We start from the raw sequence: 17,222 nt of genomic DNA on the forward strand, positions 1-17,222 counted from the left end.
AGAAGAATTTCTTGTGTGGAACATAAGAAAGACACCGTCCTTTTGAAGTCTTTCTTTTATTTTATTACAGGAGAATGGATATTTTAAGGGAAAAATAAAGGCTGTCGAGATTTTCTCGACAGCCTGAAACCCGGACGAGGTCCGGGTTTATCGGTTATTGCGATATAGTTTTTCATGCACCACAGTCGTATCCGCAATGTAATCATGAATCCCCTGTTTTGTAGGCGAAAAAGCAACAACGATATATAAAATCCAAATCTTATCTATATATCGTCCGACTACTTCACGAAAAATCACTGTACTCCATGTCAGCTTATGATCTGGCTTCACGGAAACCACTTTGAGGCCGAACACCATTTTCCCAAGCGTCTGACGGAAAAATTTTGTCATCAGCGCAAAATAGGCAAGATAAACAACAAGCGTAGTCACACTGTAGGCCGAGAAGGTAAACATACCAGATGTTTTCGGCAGATCCAATACGGTAAAGAGGGGAGAAACAAGCAAATGGTTTAATCCCCATACAACGAGCCAGTCAAGCAGGAAAGCCCAGAAACGAACCCAAAAGCCGGCATAGGCGTGTGTCAGCTGCTCTGCTTCTTGTGGGCTTTTAATGCCATTGCGCTCTAACTCTTCATATGTCGCGTCCATTATTGATCCCTCCTACTTCGCATAGAGATACATCATTCTCGGCGAACCGGATTGTGAAAGAATTTCTCTCATATTCAGAAAATCAATTTCACTCTTAAACATTTTGTTCGCGCCCATGGAAAACAGTGAGCCTAATCCGAAGCTTTCCTCGTAAGAAATGACAGAGGCGTTTTTCAAATCTTTATGATCCTTTTTCATCGCTGAAATGGTATCGTCATAAAAACCAAGCTCATCGACGAGATTCAGTTTTTTCGCCTGCCGTCCGTCATACACGCGTCCGTCCGCGATTTTCTTTACCTCTGCTTTCGACATGCCGCGGCCTTCAGAAATAACAGAAACAAAGCCTTCATACGAATGATCAACCATGGATTGCATGATGTTCTTTTCTTCTTTCGTCATCTCACGGGAAGGTGACATAATATCCTTATGGGCCCCGCTCTTAATCGTTTCAAAAGAAATACCGAGCTTATCAGCAAGCTTTGAATAATTGACGCTTTCCATAATGACGCCGAGTGACCCAGTCAGAGTTTCCGGTGTCGCAAAGATCTTATCAGCCGCCGTTGAAATGTAATAGCCGCCGGATGCTGCCATTGATCCCATCGATACGTAAATTGGTTTTTTAGTTTCTTTGTTGATTTCTTCCAGCTTCTTATGTATTTCAGCACTTTCATATACTCCGCCGCCCGGAGAGTTCACCTTGAGAACGATGCCTTTGACCGCTTTGTCATCTTTTGCGCGCTCAAGGTTTTTTAAGAACGTTCTGTGGTTATATCCGGCTGATCCGAGCAGACTGCTTGAATCCCCATTATCCTGAATGGTGCCGCTAACCTCCAATACGGCAATTTTACTTGAAAGACTGCCGTTTTCCAGCGTCTTTTCATGCGATTCATCTGTCAGTGATGCGAGATCCGTTTGAGCGCCTTTATTAACGCTTTCAAAGAAACTCATTGAAATGCTGACAATGATGGACACGCCGAAAATCCCCAGGGCAATCACTAATGCAATCCATCTTTTTGCATTCATCTTTTTCTCCTCCTTTTTCCCACACTCTCTCATTATACGATTCAATATGAAAAATGTTTCATGTGATGAGAAAGCTCCGGCTTAACGGGCTGCCGGCAAACGTGGTACACTTATGGCCAAAGGTATTTTATCACAAATACTGGATGGCAGAAAAACTTAAATATGACAGCAAAGGGGAAATGGGAGATGACCGATCAACGCCGTAATGTTTATTTTTTTCACAAACAGGACCAGGAAACAAACGAACAAGCCAACTCTTTAGCGCAATTGGCTGAAGAGCATGGATTTACAGTTGTGAATCAGCACTCAGACGCCAATATCATTGCTAGCATTGGCGGGGACGGCACATTTTTGCAGGCAGTCAGAAAGACGAATTTCCGTGACGACTGCTTGTACGTCGGCATTACCAAAAAGGGGAAAGCTCATTTATATTGCGACTTTCATAGTGATGAGCGTGAAAAAATGGTCGATGCGATGACGTTTGAACAAATTGAAGTCAGAAAATATCCGCTGATTGAAGTGACAGTGGATAACGCCAGGCCTTTTCACTGCCTAAACGAGGTTTCCATCCGTTCAAGCATCATTAAGACCTTTGTGATGGACGTGCTGATTGATAATCTGCACTTTGAAACGTTTAGAGGTGACGGGATGATTATCTCTACGCCTACAGGCAGCACCGCATATAACAAATCTGTTGCAGGAGCGGTTGTTGATCCGCTGCTCCCATGCATGCAGGTATCTGAGCTTGCTTCTCTCAACAATAACAACTACCGGACACTCGGCTCGCCATTTGTACTCAGCTCTGACCGAAAGCTGACCCTTCGTGTGGTACAAGACGGCAATGAGCACCCAATCATCGGGTTGGACAATGAAGCACTCAGCACGAGAAACGTAAAAACAATCGAAATCAAGCTGTCTGACAAGAAAATCAAAACAGTCAAATTAAAAGACAATTCATTTTGGGAGAAAGTAAAACGCACTTTTTTATAGAACATGAAAAGGACAGGCTGCCCGCCCGTCCTTTTATTATTTCTCATATACAATCTGGCCGTTAATTACGGTTTTTTCAATGTCTAAAAGATGAAGCTTTGCAGGGTCAATTGTAAACGGATCCTCGCTGAGAACCGTAAAATCCGCGTCATAGCCTTCGGCAATTTTTCCGCGTGATGTCTCTTTATAAATGATCCCGGCGCTTCCTTCTGTATAGAGCTTAATTGCTTCATATACCGTTAAGCATTCGTTTTCATTATAGCTTGGCCCGTTCTGTTCATGACTGCTTTTACGGAGCACCGCGGACTGGATGCCAAGAAGCGGGTCAACAGGCTCAATTGGGGCGTCTGAGCCGCCCGCGCATAATATGCCTTTAGACATCAGTGTTTTCCACGCAAAGGCTGTGTTCATCCGGTCTTTTCCGAGACGGTCAATCACCCAGGGAAAATCACTGGCGACAAAATGAGGCTGAAGATCAAGTGCGACTGGCATACGTGCTGCTTTTTCGATTAATTCGTCATTCAGCACTTGAGCATGAATCAGCCGATCATGGCGGCCGTTTTTGGGCGGTTGCTTTTCTATTGCGTTCAGCACTTTTTCAAAAGCTAGGTCGCCGATTGCATGAACGGCAACTTCCATGCCTTTTTCTCTCGCTTTTCGAATGAGCCTGTCAAGGGTTTCGTCATCATGAACTTGAACACCATTAGTGGACGGATCGTCCTGGTATGGTTCTTTTAATAACGCCGTTCTCCCGCCAAGCGCCCCGTCAGCAAAGATTTTCATCGCACCGAACTCCACATACGGGCCGGACGGCTTCTCCAGCTGCTCCCACCGATCTACCGCTTCGTGATGAACGAGCAAATGACAGCGGAACGGATGCTTTCCGCTAGCGGCAGCTTTCTCATAAGCTTTCATCGGCACCGAAACGTCACCATAATAGGACAAGTCTTCCGAATGTCCGCCCGTCAGGCCTTTTGTCCAGCAGTCCTTTATCGCAGCCGTAAGCGCCTCATCAACATAGTGCTGGGAGACTGGCGGGACAGCCTGCAAAATCAAATTCTGCGCCTTATCAAACAGAAGCCCGGTCGGCTCACCGTTTGCATCTTTTGCGATTACTCCGCCCTCAGGATCAGGAGTGTTTCTAGTAATCCCTGCCGCTTGAAGAGCAGCAGAATTGACGGCTATCGCATGCCGGCATATTCGCTTGAGCAAGACAGGCCTGTCTGGAAATAAGTGATCAATATCATGCTTAACCAAATAGTCCGGTGTCTCAAATTGATTTTCATTCCAGCCCTCTCCAATGAGCCAATCGCCTTCAGGAAGCTGTCGCTCTCTTTCTTTGGCAGCCTGCAAAATAGCTTCTTTTGACGTTAGTGCGGACAGATCGAGCTGAAGCTGTTTCTCACCGTGGCCGATCAAATGTAGATGGCTGTCGACAAAACCAGGAAACATCACTGCTCCGTTCAGGCTGATTTCTTCTGTTTCCGGGGACCCGTACGTTTTTTTTAGACGTTCATAGCTGCCGGTGCCCTTTATGACACCATCCTCGACATAAACTGCCTCTGTCAAATCGCCTTCTTCGAGCATCGTATAAATGAAACCGCCGTGCCATATCGCCTTCATCCACGTTCACTCTCTTTCTTTACGCCTTTTTATTGGCTTTGAGCTGTTCTTCACGTTTTCTTAATTCCACTCGTCTGATTTTAGCAGAAGCCGTTTTCGGCAGGCTTTCCACAAATTCAATCTCTCTCGGATATTTGTATGGAGCTGTAATGGTCTTTACATGGTTTTGCAGTATTTTGACAAGCTCATCACTGCGTTTTTCGTGATTTTGCAGGACAACGTACGCCTTAACGATGGATCCTCTGATTTCATCAGGGCTTGCGACTACAGCACATTCTTTTACTTCAGGGTGCTTAACAAGCGCGTCTTCCACTTCGAATGGCCCGATCGTGTAGCCGGAGCTGATAATGATATCGTCATTTCGGCTTTCAAACCAGAAGTAACCTTCCTCATCTTTTTTAGCTCTGTCTCCTGTAAGGAAAAAATCGCCGCGAATTTGTGTTTTCATTCTTTCAGGATCTTTGTAATATTCTTTAAAGAGTGCCGGCGTGCTAAGGTGAACTGCGATATCGCCAACCTCACCAGATTTGCAGATTTCACCGTCTTCATTAATGATCTCCACCTGATTTCCCGGTGTCGGTTTTCCCATGCTTCCCGGTTTAATATCCATATCTTTCAAGACACCGACTAAAAGCGTGCTTTCTGTTTGGCCATACCCGTCCCGCACCTTAATGCCGAAGTGCTTTTGGAACACGTCAATGACTTCACGGTTAAGCGGCTCGCCTGCGGACACGGCGCTGTGCAGGGCAGAAAGATCATACCGGTCTAAACCTTCAACCTTCGCCATTAAACGGTATTCCGTCGGCGTACAGCAGAAGACATTGATTTTGTAACGGCTTAAAAGGTCTAAATATTTTTCTGCTTTGAATCTGCCGTGGTACACAAAACCCGTTGCTCCGCTGCCGAGTACCGCTAAAAACGGGCTCCACACCCACTTTTGCCAGCCAGGGGCAGCAGTCGCCCAGACGACATCTTTTTCAGAAATATCTAGCCAAGCGCCAGCAGATGTTTTTAAATGAGCAAATGCCCATCCGTGTGTATGTACAACACCTTTAGGCTGACCTGTTGTTCCGGATGTATAAGATAAGAAAGCCATATCTTCTCTTGTTGTGTCAGCTGTTTGGAATTGACTTCCGTCCGCTTCAATCGATAAGAGATTTTTCCAGCCGGCATCGTTTTCGCCAACAGACAGTTTAATCAGTTTGTCAGCCGTAGTGACATCACGGAAAGCGCCGATAAATTCAGAATAGACGATGGCGCCTTTTACTTCTGCATGTTCAATCCGGTATTCAAGATCTTTCGCACGAAGCATTTCCGAGCACGGAATGACAACCATTCCTGATTTTAGGATAGCCAAATAAACAGCATAGGCTTCAAGCACACGCGGAACCATTACAATCAGCTTGTCTCCCTTTTTAAATCCAAGGTCAGCCAAAGCTGCTCCAATTTTATTTGTTTCTTCCATCAGCTTTTCATATGACCAAGATATTTGCTTACCTGACTCATCCTCCCATAGAAGAGCGGTTTTTTGTCCAGTGGCACTGAACTTTTCCATTTCATTCACTAAATTATATTCCATAGGGGCAATTAAATCTTCTCGTTTTAACACGTACAACTCCTCACTTTCTTCACCCATTATACATAAATACAGGCTCTTTCCGTAAGGATATGCCTAAAAACAAGCTCTGTAAACATAGGTTTTTATAGGCCGCTGGTCCTTTTTTATACATAAAAAACGAAAAAGAGTGGGGATATCCCCACTCCTAAGCCATTATGTGAAATTGTAAATTAGAATTGTCCTCCGCCCATGTTTTGTTGAGCAAAAGATACAAGACGTTTTGTGATCTCTCCTCCAACAGAACCGTTAGCGCGAGAAGTTGTGTCTGCTCCAAGGTTTACACCGAATTCAGAAGCGATTTCTAATTTCATTTGGTCGATGGCTTGAGCAGCTCCTGGTACTAGGAGTTGGTTACTGCTGTTACCGTTTTGACTGTTTTGTGCCATGTGTCTCACCTCCTTGTGAGTATAGAATGTGTTAAAACACATGGCTTCATACAGAAAAACTTTGGTAATTGTATACAGGAGCCGGAGCGATTTAAAAGAGTTCTGCGAATTTATCGTTTGCTTCTTGTTCACTATAAAGCGTCATTGTTTCAATGTTGTCAACCGCTTCTCGAATATACGGCTCAAAATCAACAAAGCTTTCAAAGTGTTCGATTTTTTCTTTTTTAGGACGTGTTTTCGGACTTGGCGGCGTAAAGATCGTGCAGCAGTCTTCGAACGGCTGAATGCTTGTCTCATATGTGCCGATTTCACGTGATTTTTCGATGATTTCTGTTTTATCCATGGCGATTAACGGACGCAAAATCGGTGTTGGCGTCACCGCGTTTATCGCATACATGCTTTCAAGCGTTTGGCTCGCTACCTGACCGAGACTTTCTCCCGTGATGATGGCAAGCCCGTTTCTCTTTTCTCTGATTCTGTCGGCAATTTGAAGCATGAGGCGGCGGGTTGCCGTCATTGTATAGTTCTCAGGTATTTGTTTTTGAATGAGCTCTTGCGTTTTCGTAAACGGAACGATATGAAGCGTCATGCTTCCCCCAAAGCGGGCCAGGCATTTTGCCAGATCCATTACCTTTTGTTTTGCGCGCTCGCTTGTGTATGGCGGGCTGAAGAAATGAACAGCTTCTACCGACAGTCCCCGTTTCATCGCATAAAAGCCAGCCACAGGGCTGTCAAAACCGCCGGAAAGCATCAGCATCGCTTTGCCTGCTGAACCAACGGGCAGGCCGCCTGCACCTTTTTCATCGCGGATCGTCAAAAAAGTCGCTTCTTCCCTGATTTCAATTCTGAGCGGGATGTCGGGATTGCGAACATCGACCCTCAGCCCTTCTGTATTTCGCAAAATATGGCCGCCGATTTCGGCATTCATTTGATTCGTATCTAATTCAAATTGTTTATACGCTCTCTTCGTTGCGACTTTAAACGTATCACCAGGCTGATACTGATTTTCGATAGCTTGCAGAGCAGTGGCCTTAATATCATCAAGACGGCTATCACACTTAATCGCCAGGCTGAAGCTTTGAATGCCAAACACCTGCTTTAAATGAGGAAAAAGAGCCTCAGGATCTTCTCCATTTAATGTAATCGTCATACGGTCCCGATTGGAAAAGTATTTTAAGTTCGTATAGTCTTTCAAAACGAGTCTGACGTTTTGCTTTAAGCGCTCAATAAAGCTTTTTCTGTTTTTGCCTTTGGTCGAAATTTCCCCAAAACGAATTAATATATGATCGTAATTCATATTCTACCTCATCATTTTCTTTAATTTTTTGATGCCAGGACGGAGCGCGTTCATAAACGGCTCTACTACATTGCTTGTCTGGCTGTAATTTAAGCTGATTCTGATGCTGCTTCCGGCAATTTGCTCTCCCTTGCCCATCTGCAGGAGAACTTCGCTGGGCTTATGCTCTTTTGCCGAGCAGGCCGATGTGGTTGAGACGAATATATCCTGTTCCTCGAGCATGTGTAAAAGCACTTCTGCTTTAATCCCAGGAACAGAGAAATTAATAATGTGCGGCGCACTATTCATTTGAGGCGTATTGACAACAACGCCTTCGATTTCACTCAGCCTTTTCCTAAACAATTCCTTTGCTGAAGCCATCGTGTCAAGCCTTGTTTCAAAATCAGAAGCGGCAAGATTCATGGCTTTGGCTAGCGAAACCGCCCCCGCAGTATGCTCCGTTCCGGCCCGAATGCCTTTTTGCTGGGAGCCTCCCGTTAGTAGGGGAATAAGACGTGTTCCTTCTTTTACGATAAGCGCGCCTGTCCCTTTCAGCCCGTGAAATTTATGCCCGGAAATCGAACAAAGATCAATGCCTGCCTTTTCAATCGCCAAGGGCACTTTATAGATGCCCTGCACATAATCGACGTGAAACAAAATGTTCGGGTGCTCTTTCAGCACTTCTCCTGCCTTTTCAATCGGCTGCACGGAACCGACTTCATTGTTCACATGCATCATGGTGACAAGCACGGTATCCGGACGGATGGCTTGTTTCAGTTCTTCAATTGAAACCAATCCTTCTTCGTTCACTGAAAGATAAGTGACGTCAAACCCGAATAACTCTGTCAGTTGTTCTAATGATTCCGTAACCGACGGATGTTCAATAGAAGTGGCAATGATATGTTTGCCTGCTTTTATTTTTGACAAAGCGGCTCCTTTTAAAGCCATATTATTAGCTTCTGTAGCGCCTGACGTAAATACAATATCATAATTCTTTATGCCTATGGCTCTTTTTATCTGATGTTTAGCTGCCTGAAGCAGCTGTTCCGTTTCTGCTCCATACCGGTGCAAAGATGAGGGATTTCCAAAATATCGTCTGCTTGTTTGTTCATATGTGTTCAAGACTTCATCGTAAGGTTTGGTCGTTGAACTATTGTCTAAATATAACATCTTTTTACTCCTTTAATATGAAAGCAATCCAAAACCAATTTTATATGTTACCATATCAAATTACTGCTGAAAAAGTAAATAAAATTACTATTGACTTCTTCATACATTCACCTATAATTAGATTTGTTACTTTCGTCATATTATCTGACAATTAATTGACAGAATATTCTACCAAAGTGAAATTAGGAGGATTTATACGTTATGAAATCATCACTATCAGCCAAGGAAACGATCGCCATTGGGCTTATGCTCTTTGCTTTGTTCTTTGGCGCAGGAAATATGATATTTCCGCCGGAACTTGGACAAGCAGCCGGTGAGAATGTTTGGAAAGCGATGACAGGATTTCTCGTGACCGGTGTCGGCCTGCCGCTTTTAGGTGTTGTAGCTGTTGCGTTAACAGGTACAGATGCTAAAGGCCTTGCAGATAAAGCACATCCTGTCTTCGGAACCATTTTTACTGTCGTTCTTTATTTAACAATCGGACCGCTGTTTGCAATTCCGCGAACAGGCACTGTTTCTTATGAAATTGGGGCTGTACCTTTTGTAGGCGGCATGCCGGCATGGCTTACACTTCTTATATTTACGTTTCTTTTCTTTACAGTTACGTACTACCTGGCTTTAAATCCTACAAAGCTAGTTGACAGGATTGGTAAGGTATTAACGCCTATATTACTTGCTGTTATCGCAATATTAGTCATCAAAAGCATCGTGACGCCGATGGGGGACATACAGTCGCCGCTTGAAGCGTATGCTTCCGAATCATTGTTTAAAGGATTTCTAGAAGGCTATAAAACAATGGATGCACTTGCTTCTATCGTGTTCGGAATTGTCGTTGTTAATGCCGTTAAGGAGAGAGGCATTACCAGCCGTAAATCAGTTGCTTCCGTATGTATTAAAGCGGGGCTGGTTGCCGCAGCGGGACTCGGCCTGGTCTACGTTTCACTCGCCTATTTAGGAGCAACAAGCACAGAATCTGTCGGACTCCTTGGCGCAGGCAGCAAAATTTTATCAGAATCTTCACAGCACCTATTCGGGTCATTAGGAAATATGATTTTAGGCGTCGCTATCCTATTCGCGTGCCTGACAACAAGCATTGGCCTTGTCTCTTCATGTGGAAATTATTTCTCAAAGCTGATTCCTTCTTTATCTTATAAAGCCGTTGTAACGATTGTCACTGTTTTCAGTTTTATTATTTCTAACTTTGGGCTGTCAAATATTATTTTGTTCTCAGTTCCTATTTTATCAGCTATTTATCCGTTAGCAATTGTTATCATTTTGCTTTCATTTATTGAAAAATCATTTAAAGGCAGACGTGAAGTATATATCCTTTGTTTGATTGCAACTGGTATTTTCAGTATTATTGATGGCCTGAATGCCGCGAGCATTCCGCTCGATTCTTTAAATAAAGTTCTCGGGCAATCGCTGCCGCTTTACAGCTTAGGATTCGGCTGGGTTATCCCTGCAATCATTGGAGCCATTGCTGGTTATCTGATTTCTCTTGCTGCTGCTTCGAATAAAAAAACAGCTAATATCAACGAGTAAAAACGAAAGCCTTATTGGTTCTACATCCAATAAGGCTTTTATATTATGAATACATTAAAAGGCCGAGCACTCACGCGTCGGCCTTTTATATACACGTTATTGATATTGATGCTCTTTTGTCTTTTGCGATTCTATTTTTCGGACAGCCCCTGGTGAGGCTTTTTCAACTGCTGCTGCTGCAATTTCATACGCTTCACTGTATTCATATTCATAAAAACGTCTTTCCGCTTCTTTCAGCTGTTCAGATAAAATATGATTCTGGCTTCTGAACCGGTTTCCGAACTGAATGATTTTCTCAATGAGGATCACCTGCTCGACAAGCTCCTCTGATTCCTGGCTTGCCCTGTTGACGATATCTTCTGCTTGCTTTAAGTGGGCTCCGGCTTCTTCCATATTTAATGGAAGTTCGTTTAGTTGATTGACTGTTTCTTGAATATGATGATATGCGTTTTCCAGCATCTCTTGAATATGACTCGGAATCCCTGGTATATTGCTTGTCTTCAGCAATCTTGCTGTCTCAGAAATTGTTTTTTTCAAATTGCTGAGCGTCTCTCTTGCCTGAAGCTCTTCTTTTCTCAGCGCTAGCAGCTTTTCACGGTATTCGGCATGCTCTTTTTTCACTTCTTCAATTTGCTTCTCTATTGAAGCAACTTCTTCTACTAAAAGTGAGTAGGCGACGTGCTCTGCATCGAGCTTATCTTTAACGGATGAGAGCAGCTTGCCAATTTCATCAAGGCGCTTTTCAAAAGCCTGCTGTTTACCGAGCTCGCCAGCTGTCAGTCTGTAGCTTTCCTTTACCAGCTCAGTTTCCGCCTTTGTATCCTCTTTCTCTTCTATCAGCTTGTCATAAGCAATGATCAATTCAGGCATTTTGCTTAGCACAGATTGGCCGGCTTCAACTTCGCCCTCCAGCTGCTGATAAACAGATTGAATATTTTCGTCTATGAGCTGCAGGATTGTGGACGCTTCATCAATATCCAGCTCAGTCATCAAGACATGTTCCGCCCGTTTCAGCTGATTTGACAGATTTTCTAATTCCTTATCAAGCTGGATATGCTCAAGCTTATACCCTTTCTCCTTCATTTCGCGATAGCCGTCCTTGAGCTTTGCAATCTGGCCTGGCACCGTCTGCTTGCAGTCAGCTAACAGCTTCGGCACGTCATCAATGTATGACTGAAGCCGTTCAAGATTGCGGTCCTGCTCAAGCAGCACTTTACGTGCAGTAATATAGTTTCCGCCTTCTGTCTCTTCTTCAAATTGTTTGATTCCGCTCCAGATTTCGTCAAGATCCTTTTCAAGGTTGTTATAAAGCTCTCCGTAAAGGTGGCTGTAAGCAAGCAGGTTTTTTCTCGATTTTGAATAGCGTTCTCTCACCTGTTCAATCTCTTCACGGCTCTTTTCCTCACTTGTGATGAGGTCGCTGATTTCGCGAAGAATCTTTTCAATGTTCGATTCCGCCGCTGTCAGCAGGTCGTCGATATGAACGAGCACTTGATTGGCCTTTTTAAAACGGTATTTGTCTGCATTTTCCTCGGCATCATAAAGGAGCTCTTCAACTTTCGGCATATGGGCTGTGACAATCTCATCCCATTCTTCGCGCCACTTCTCAAAGAACTCTTCTGTCTGACCCGTCATTTTTAAATGTTTGATTTTTGACATTTCTTCCACAATCGACCGGTTTAGAATTTCAATCTTCCACGATTCCAGCCGGTCAATTTCAGCGTAGATTTTTTTCCTGAAAAAGTAGCCTGCCGCAAACAGCGCGAGCAGTACAATTAATAATCCAATGACAAACTCCATAATGAGCCCCCTTGCTGTTAACCTTAATCTGTCAGGGTATTTTATTTAATCAGAAAGATTTCAGGATATGTATTGAGAAAAACTGTCGTTTTCATTGTTATTATGATACCATGTAACCAACATTTTTTGACCAGAAATCAAAAACTTTTTGTGCAAAATCGGCAGGATTTGACTATTTTTTCATGGAGTGACGCCAATGCAAAAGCGAGACGGACATATTCACACACCATTTTGCCCTCACGGCTCAAATGACACACTCAGGCAATATGCAGAGGAAGCCTTAAAAAAAGGCTTTGCTTCGATCACTTTTACCGAACACGCCCCATTGCCGCCCTCATTTACTGATCCGACACCGCTGAAAGACAGCGCAATGGCACAAGCCTCTCTGGAGCGCTATATCAATGAAATTTCCCGATTAAAGAAAGAATATCGGGGACAGCTTACCGTACGGACCGGGCTTGAGGTCGATTATATTGCTGAATTTGAAGACGAAATCAAATTGTTTCTGGACACATACGGGCCATATTTAGATGACAGCATCCTATCCGTTCATTTTTTGCGCGCAGGTTCTTCCTATCTGTGCCTTGATTATGATGAGCATACCTTTAAGGAGCTGATTTCAGCCTGCGGGAGCATTGAAGCTGTATATGAACAGTATTACCGCAGCATCTATTCTTCCATTGTAGCACCTCTTGGCTCTAATAAGCCAAGAAGAGTCGGCCATATCACACTCGTTCAAAAATTCATCAAGCTGTTTCCATACAGCATGTCTGAACATATTCGCGGACTCGTTTCTCAGTGCCTGAATGCCATACATGAAAACGGAATGGAGCTCGACTTCAATACTTCCGGCTTAAGAAAAGCGTACGCTGGCGGCATTTATATCGAGGATTGGATGCTGAATGAAGCGAAGCAAAAGAAAATCCCGCTTGTGTTTGGGTCTGATGCCCATCAAGCGGGAGATGTCGGATACGCATATGATACGTTTTTGAAGGGGTTCTAATTGATAAGCGCCACGTCTCCTGTCCGGAAGACGCTTCTGATCCAAATTTTGATTTCTTCAAAATACATTTTATAAAAATACGGCTCGTGCGGCTGCATGTAGAGCACTTCTGAAATATATTGAGGCTGGAGATATGGCATCATTAAGAGAGATTTTAATTGAAGAATAAAATGGGGCAGCGGCAGCGTTAGATGTTCACGCTGTTTTTCTCCTTTCTCAATGATCAGCTGGAAGATATACTTTTCCTTCATTAAATATGTCGACATAATTTCCCTGATTAACGTGGAGTCAATCGTGACTTCCCGGTAGACAAAACGAGTTAATTGACGATGATTATGCTGATAGGATAAAATATCGAAAACCAGTTGGAGAAGCTGTTCCTGCGTGCTTTGGGAAGAGATATTGCCTGCCGCTGTTTCAAGCGTTTTGCTGTAGCCTTCATAAAACTCTGAAACTAAGTGTTCCATCAAACCTCCTTTACCTTTAAAATAGTAGGAGATGTGCGCAACATTTACATCAGCTGACTTTGCAATTTCACGGACAGACGTGCCAGAAAATCCTTTTTGGTTAAAGAGCATGACAGCAGATTCAATAATTTTGTCTTTGGTGCTTACTTTCATACGGCTCACTCCTTCCTTTATGTACTATTCAAGCAGAAGGCCGCTGTTCCTGTAAGAACTTATCGACAAATGCCGGCAGAAAAGCCGGAACTTTGTTTTATATTATAGAAAAAGTGAGGGTTTTCCATGTTCCATGTCGAAAAACAATCTGGAGATAAAGAAAAAGACTATCAGCTTCTGCTAAAACAGCTCGAAGCCATGACTGAAGACGAGACAGATCAAATTGCAAACTATGCAAATGCCTCAGCGCTTCTGTATCATTCTTTGCCTGAAGTAAACTGGGCTGGTTTCTATTTTGCCAAAGAAGAGGACGGACAGCTTGTGTTAGGGCCGTTCCAAGGTCTGCCGGCATGTGTTCGAATTCCTTTCGGCAGAGGCGTTTGCGGTACAGCGTATGCAAACGGAAAAGTGGAGCGTGTTGAGGATGTAAACGCGTTTCCAGGACATATCGCCTGCGATGCAGCGTCTCAATCAGAAATTGTGCTTCCGATTCATGTAGGCGGAAAAGTTGTCGGTGTTTTGGACATCGACAGCCCAGTGAAAAACCGTTTCGACGAAATTGATGAAAAATATCTATCACAATTTGCCGAAACGCTTGAAAAAGCGTTAGCACAGTAATAAAAAAGCCCAAAACTGATGTTGTTTTGGGCTTTTTTTATTTTATTGATTCGTGAATCATCAAGCGGTTTTTTCCGCTTCGTTTCGCGCTGTAGAGCGCTTCATCAGCCTCATGCACAAGCTCTTTCAGAGACTTTCTTTTTTCTGCAGTCCAGCAGGAGATACCGCATGAAATGGTCACCTCGGGTTTCGTATTATTTCTGACCGCATAAACCAATCGCTCAGTAATCCGTTTCCCCACCGCAACCGGCACATTCGGCAAATAAATCGCCAGCTCCTCGCCTCCCCAGCGGGCGCCTACATCATGCTTTCGGATGTTGCTTTTAATTACCGAAGCGACTTGAATTAAAATCTCGTCGCCAGTCTGATGACCGTACGTATCATTTACATTTTTGAAATTATCAATATCTACTAGAATAAAGACACCCTTTTGGTGGATTTTCATGCTGTATTGAATTTTTTCATCTAAATATACCCTTGAATACAGTTCCGTTAGCTGATCTGTTTTCACAAGATGCTCAAGGCGGTCGCGGAGCATTGAATTGGTTACAGCCAGCGTTGCATGATGAATTAGCGCTTGAAACAGTTTGTACATTTCAAATGTAAAAGCGTACAGTTCCTGTTTTAATAAAACCGCAAAGCCTAAAAGCCGGTCATTCTCAATCATCGGAGCTGCCATCAGCGATCCGTAGCCAGCCTTCCCAAAAACAGACCGGCCATTTCCGATAAAAACCCCTTTTTCACCTTCATACAGCTTTTCTTTCAACTCATCATAAAAATCAGATGGTTTCGCTTCTTTAAAAAACGCTGTGCTGCCAGGGAGCAATGTTAGCTTTTCAAAATGGTCTATATGAAAAAAACCCACTTCTGCTGCCTGAAATGATCCTGCCATTCTCACAGCCAGATCATTCATTGTATCGGTCAGTGTCAGCCGTTGATTCAGGCGGCGTGTCGTTTCATTGATCAATTCCAAATTTGCGATGCTTGCTTTGGATTGTTCATAGAGCTGGGCATTTTCAAATGCTTTTCCCGCCGCGTTTGCTATCAGCGACATTTCATCAAGGTAGACGTCAGTAATTAAACTGCCGCCCGTTCCTTCAGCCATCAACACCCCGTATGTTCCCTGCTGTCCTTTGATCGGAATGTAGGCGGCTGATTCATTCTTCCGCAAAATATCCCCGGACAAAAACACTTTGAGAGCAAAGGAATCGGAATTTTCCCCTTCCATATACAGCTCTTTTGCAGGAACACCTAAACATTGATCTTGGTCGTGCGAAATAAATAATGAAAACTCAAAAGGAGAGAACGTGCGGGTCAAGCTTTCTAAAAGCTGCTTCAGCACCTCTGTCTGATCAAGCAGTGAATGGAACAGCTCTGTCATTTTGTATATCTTTTTTTGATAGATCGTTTGGATATAGAGCCTTTCCTGTTTCATTGACTGGTTTAAAAATGAAGCAATCAGGTCCGGAAGCCCTTCAGGGATCTCTCCATCCTGTCTGCATGTAAGATGAAAGCGCCTGCCGGAGCCGTCCTCAATCATATAAAATTTAGCGTTTATTTTCGAAGCGGAAAAATACAATTCATCATCTGCCAGTTTTTCAGCAGAGTCAGATAGTGACGGTGTAAGCGAAACGCAAAGGGATGAAAAGTAGGTTTGAATAGCCGAAGTCAGCCATAGGAATGAGTCGGTGAATGTGACTTTTTCAGATTTGGTTAATAAAAAATCTAGCATATGATAATGAAAGGCGGATAATTGTGCTTTTATTTGTTCTACCATGTTTTTATCACCTAAAAGTTTACCACTAATTTTTGTTCATTATATCATAAACGACGAGGCAATAATGAAGGAATGGTTGACTTCAAAACAAATAAATTATATAATGACCTTTGTGTGAAATATTGCAGCCTTTTTGTTCAGCTTCTATGTTTTCATTTTGTTCCTTATCCATAAGGTGTATCGTGTAACTCTCTGCTGCTGGAGCGAGGATACATGAAAACAAAATGTACATGGTCGAATAGAGCAGACGGTTTTTATTTTCCACAAAAATAAAACCAAAGGAGGAGTCACATTATGGCTCGCTATACAGGTCCATCTTGGAAACTGTCCCGCCGTCTAGGAATCTCTCTTAGCGGTACAGGAAAAGAATTAGAAAAACGCCCTTACGCTCCAGGTCCACACGGTCCAGGACAACGTAAAAAATTATCAGAATACGGTTTGCAATTGCAAGAAAAGCAAAAGCTTCGTCACATGTACGGTGTAAACGAACGCCAATTCCGCACTTTGTTTGACAGAGCTGGCAAACTAGCTGGTAAACACGGTGAAAACTTCATGATTCTTTTAGATTCTCGTCTTGATAACGTTGTGTACAAGCTAGGTTTAGCACGTACTCGCCGTCAAGCTCGCCAATTGGTTAACCACGGTCACATTCTTGTAGACGGAAGCCGCGTTGACATCCCGTCTTACCAAGTAAAACCTGGTCAAACAATCGGTGTTCGCGAAAAATCAAGAAACCTTTCTATCATCAAAGAATCTGTTGAAGTGAACAACTTCGTTCCTGAATACCTTACTTTCGACGCTGAAAAGCTTGAAGGTACTTTCACTCGTCTTCCTGAGCGTTCTGAACTTGCTCCGGAAATTAACGAAGCGCTTATCGTTGAGTTCTACTCTCGTTAATCGTTTTAAAAACCCCTGCCGCTATGCGGTCGGGGTTTTTTTATCGTCTGTTTCGTCTTTTACCTCTTGCTGGCCAACACTATCTCGCGCCTGCTGCTCCCAATAATCCCGCTGCAGCCTTTCTTTTGCAATCGTAAACATGAGATTCACGGTGAGCGCTCCTTTCTGTTAAAAGGTGGTGATTGATCGTGTTTGCCCTATCTAATATACTCTTTTCCTGTCTTTCCTATG

At 43.5% G+C, this 17,222-nt stretch carries 16 protein-coding genes; 5 read left to right on the forward strand and 11 right to left on the reverse strand.

The features are described 5' to 3' along the window. Window positions 1-147: 147 nt before the first annotated feature. The gene (locus Q3W56_RS10285) at window positions 148-648 is read right to left on the reverse strand and encodes an RDD family protein (RefSeq protein WP_302895394.1); all 501 of its coding nucleotides are present in this window, start codon (window positions 646-648) and stop codon (window positions 148-150) included. Window positions 649-660: 12 nt separating this feature from the next. Beyond that, window positions 661-1,671 (reverse strand): signal peptide peptidase SppA, encoded by a 1,011-nt coding sequence (gene sppA / locus Q3W56_RS10290; RefSeq protein ID WP_302895395.1) that lies wholly within the window; start codon window positions 1,669-1,671, stop codon window positions 661-663. A gap of 186 nt (window positions 1,672-1,857) precedes the next feature. On the opposite strand from sppA, the gene Q3W56_RS10295 reads away from it, so the two are divergent. Then, entirely contained in the window at window positions 1,858-2,661 is an 804-nt protein-coding gene (locus Q3W56_RS10295) for an NAD kinase (protein WP_302895396.1), read from the forward strand. A gap of 36 nt (window positions 2,662-2,697) precedes the next feature. Here the strand turns inward: Q3W56_RS10295 and Q3W56_RS10300 are convergent, their stop codons facing one another. From Q3W56_RS10300 to Q3W56_RS10320, 5 genes are all read right to left on the reverse strand, one after another. Further along, the gene (locus Q3W56_RS10300; protein ID WP_302895398.1) at window positions 2,698-4,284 is read right to left on the reverse strand and encodes an amidohydrolase; all 1,587 of its coding nucleotides are present in this window, start codon (window positions 4,282-4,284) and stop codon (window positions 2,698-2,700) included. 19 nt (window positions 4,285-4,303) lie between these two features. After that, window positions 4,304-5,893, reverse strand: a complete 1,590-nt coding sequence (gene mbcS / locus Q3W56_RS10305) for an acyl-CoA synthetase MbcS (RefSeq protein ID WP_302895399.1) — start codon at window positions 5,891-5,893, stop codon at window positions 4,304-4,306. 179 nt (window positions 5,894-6,072) lie between these two features. Next, window positions 6,073-6,288 (reverse strand): alpha/beta-type small acid-soluble spore protein, encoded by a 216-nt coding sequence (locus tag Q3W56_RS10310; protein WP_010329658.1) that lies wholly within the window; start codon window positions 6,286-6,288, stop codon window positions 6,073-6,075. A gap of 91 nt (window positions 6,289-6,379) precedes the next feature. Next, window positions 6,380-7,585, reverse strand: a complete 1,206-nt coding sequence (gene thiI / locus Q3W56_RS10315) for a tRNA uracil 4-sulfurtransferase ThiI (protein WP_302895401.1) — start codon at window positions 7,583-7,585, stop codon at window positions 6,380-6,382. 3 nt (window positions 7,586-7,588) lie between these two features. After that, a complete protein-coding gene (locus Q3W56_RS10320; RefSeq protein ID WP_302895402.1) occupies window positions 7,589-8,734 on the reverse strand; it encodes a cysteine desulfurase family protein in 1,146 nt (381 codons plus the stop codon). Window positions 8,735-8,935: 201 nt separating this feature from the next. On the opposite strand from Q3W56_RS10320, the gene brnQ reads away from it, so the two are divergent. After that, window positions 8,936-10,276: a branched-chain amino acid transport system II carrier protein gene (gene brnQ / locus Q3W56_RS10325; RefSeq protein ID WP_302895403.1), complete on the forward strand. Its 1,341-nt coding sequence runs from the start codon at window positions 8,936-8,938 to the stop codon at window positions 10,274-10,276. Between the two features lie 96 nt (window positions 10,277-10,372). On the opposite strand, the gene ezrA is transcribed toward brnQ, so the two are convergent. After that, entirely contained in the window at window positions 10,373-12,076 is a 1,704-nt protein-coding gene (ezrA, locus tag Q3W56_RS10330) for a septation ring formation regulator EzrA (RefSeq protein WP_302895404.1), read from the reverse strand. A gap of 196 nt (window positions 12,077-12,272) precedes the next feature. On the opposite strand from ezrA, the gene hisJ reads away from it, so the two are divergent. Further along, a complete protein-coding gene (gene hisJ, locus Q3W56_RS10335; RefSeq protein WP_302895405.1) occupies window positions 12,273-13,079 on the forward strand; it encodes a histidinol-phosphatase HisJ in 807 nt (268 codons plus the stop codon). Here hisJ and refZ read toward each other — a convergent pair. Beyond that, the gene (gene refZ / locus Q3W56_RS10340; protein WP_302895406.1) at window positions 13,076-13,699 is read right to left on the reverse strand and encodes a transcriptional regulator RefZ; all 624 of its coding nucleotides are present in this window, start codon (window positions 13,697-13,699) and stop codon (window positions 13,076-13,078) included. The genes hisJ and refZ overlap by 4 nt on opposite strands. A 126-nt stretch (window positions 13,700-13,825) precedes the next feature. Between refZ and Q3W56_RS10345 the strand changes: the two genes are divergently transcribed. After that, window positions 13,826-14,317: a GAF domain-containing protein gene (locus Q3W56_RS10345; RefSeq protein ID WP_014114784.1), complete on the forward strand. Its 492-nt coding sequence runs from the start codon at window positions 13,826-13,828 to the stop codon at window positions 14,315-14,317. A 37-nt stretch (window positions 14,318-14,354) separates the two neighbouring features. On the opposite strand, the gene Q3W56_RS10350 is transcribed toward Q3W56_RS10345, so the two are convergent. Beyond that, window positions 14,355-16,094: a diguanylate cyclase domain-containing protein gene (locus tag Q3W56_RS10350; protein ID WP_302895407.1), complete on the reverse strand. Its 1,740-nt coding sequence runs from the start codon at window positions 16,092-16,094 to the stop codon at window positions 14,355-14,357. A 294-nt stretch (window positions 16,095-16,388) separates the two neighbouring features. Here Q3W56_RS10350 and rpsD point away from each other — a divergent pair, with 294 nt between their 5' ends. After that, window positions 16,389-16,991, forward strand: a complete 603-nt coding sequence (rpsD, locus tag Q3W56_RS10355; protein ID WP_019715385.1) for a 30S ribosomal protein S4 — start codon at window positions 16,389-16,391, stop codon at window positions 16,989-16,991. 21 nt (window positions 16,992-17,012) lie between these two features. Here the strand turns inward: rpsD and sr7p are convergent, their stop codons facing one another. Further along, on the reverse strand, window positions 17,013-17,141 hold the full coding sequence (gene sr7p, locus Q3W56_RS10360; RefSeq protein ID WP_003223472.1) for a small protein SR7P: 129 nt from the start codon (window positions 17,139-17,141) through the stop codon (window positions 17,013-17,015). Window positions 17,142-17,222 lie beyond the last annotated feature (81 nt).

The sequence above is a fragment of the Bacillus sp. C28GYM-DRY-1 genome, assembly GCF_030519405.1.
Classification (GTDB): domain Bacteria; phylum Bacillota; class Bacilli; order Bacillales; family Bacillaceae; genus Bacillus; species Bacillus spizizenii_A.

Excerpts from the sequence above, each read along its gene's own strand:
- Q3W56_RS10285 (WP_302895394.1), bottom strand. The coding sequence starts at position 648 with ATGGACGCGACATATGAAGAGTTAGAGCGCAATGGCATTAAAAGCCCA.
- sppA (WP_302895395.1), bottom strand. The coding sequence starts at position 1,671 with ATGAATGCAAAAAGATGGATTGCATTAGTGATTGCCCTGGGGATTTTC.
- Q3W56_RS10295 (WP_302895396.1), top strand. The coding sequence starts at position 1,858 with ATGACCGATCAACGCCGTAATGTTTATTTTTTTCACAAACAGGACCAG.
- Q3W56_RS10300 (WP_302895398.1), bottom strand. The coding sequence starts at position 4,284 with ATGAAGGCGATATGGCACGGCGGTTTCATTTATACGATGCTCGAAGAA.
- Q3W56_RS10310 (WP_010329658.1), bottom strand. The coding sequence starts at position 6,288 with ATGGCACAAAACAGTCAAAACGGTAACAGCAGTAACCAACTCCTAGTA.
- thiI (WP_302895401.1), bottom strand. The coding sequence starts at position 7,585 with ATGAATTACGATCATATATTAATTCGTTTTGGGGAAATTTCGACCAAA.
- Q3W56_RS10320 (WP_302895402.1), bottom strand. The coding sequence starts at position 8,734 with ATGTTATATTTAGACAATAGTTCAACGACCAAACCTTACGATGAAGTC.
- brnQ (WP_302895403.1), top strand. The coding sequence starts at position 8,936 with ATGAAATCATCACTATCAGCCAAGGAAACGATCGCCATTGGGCTTATG.
- ezrA (WP_302895404.1), bottom strand. The coding sequence starts at position 12,076 with ATGGAGTTTGTCATTGGATTATTAATTGTACTGCTCGCGCTGTTTGCG.
- hisJ (WP_302895405.1), top strand. The coding sequence starts at position 12,273 with ATGCAAAAGCGAGACGGACATATTCACACACCATTTTGCCCTCACGGC.
- refZ (WP_302895406.1), bottom strand. The coding sequence starts at position 13,699 with ATGAAAGTAAGCACCAAAGACAAAATTATTGAATCTGCTGTCATGCTC.
- Q3W56_RS10345 (WP_014114784.1), top strand. The coding sequence starts at position 13,826 with ATGTTCCATGTCGAAAAACAATCTGGAGATAAAGAAAAAGACTATCAG.
- Q3W56_RS10350 (WP_302895407.1), bottom strand. The coding sequence starts at position 16,094 with ATGGTAGAACAAATAAAAGCACAATTATCCGCCTTTCATTATCATATG.
- rpsD (WP_019715385.1), top strand. The coding sequence starts at position 16,389 with ATGGCTCGCTATACAGGTCCATCTTGGAAACTGTCCCGCCGTCTAGGA.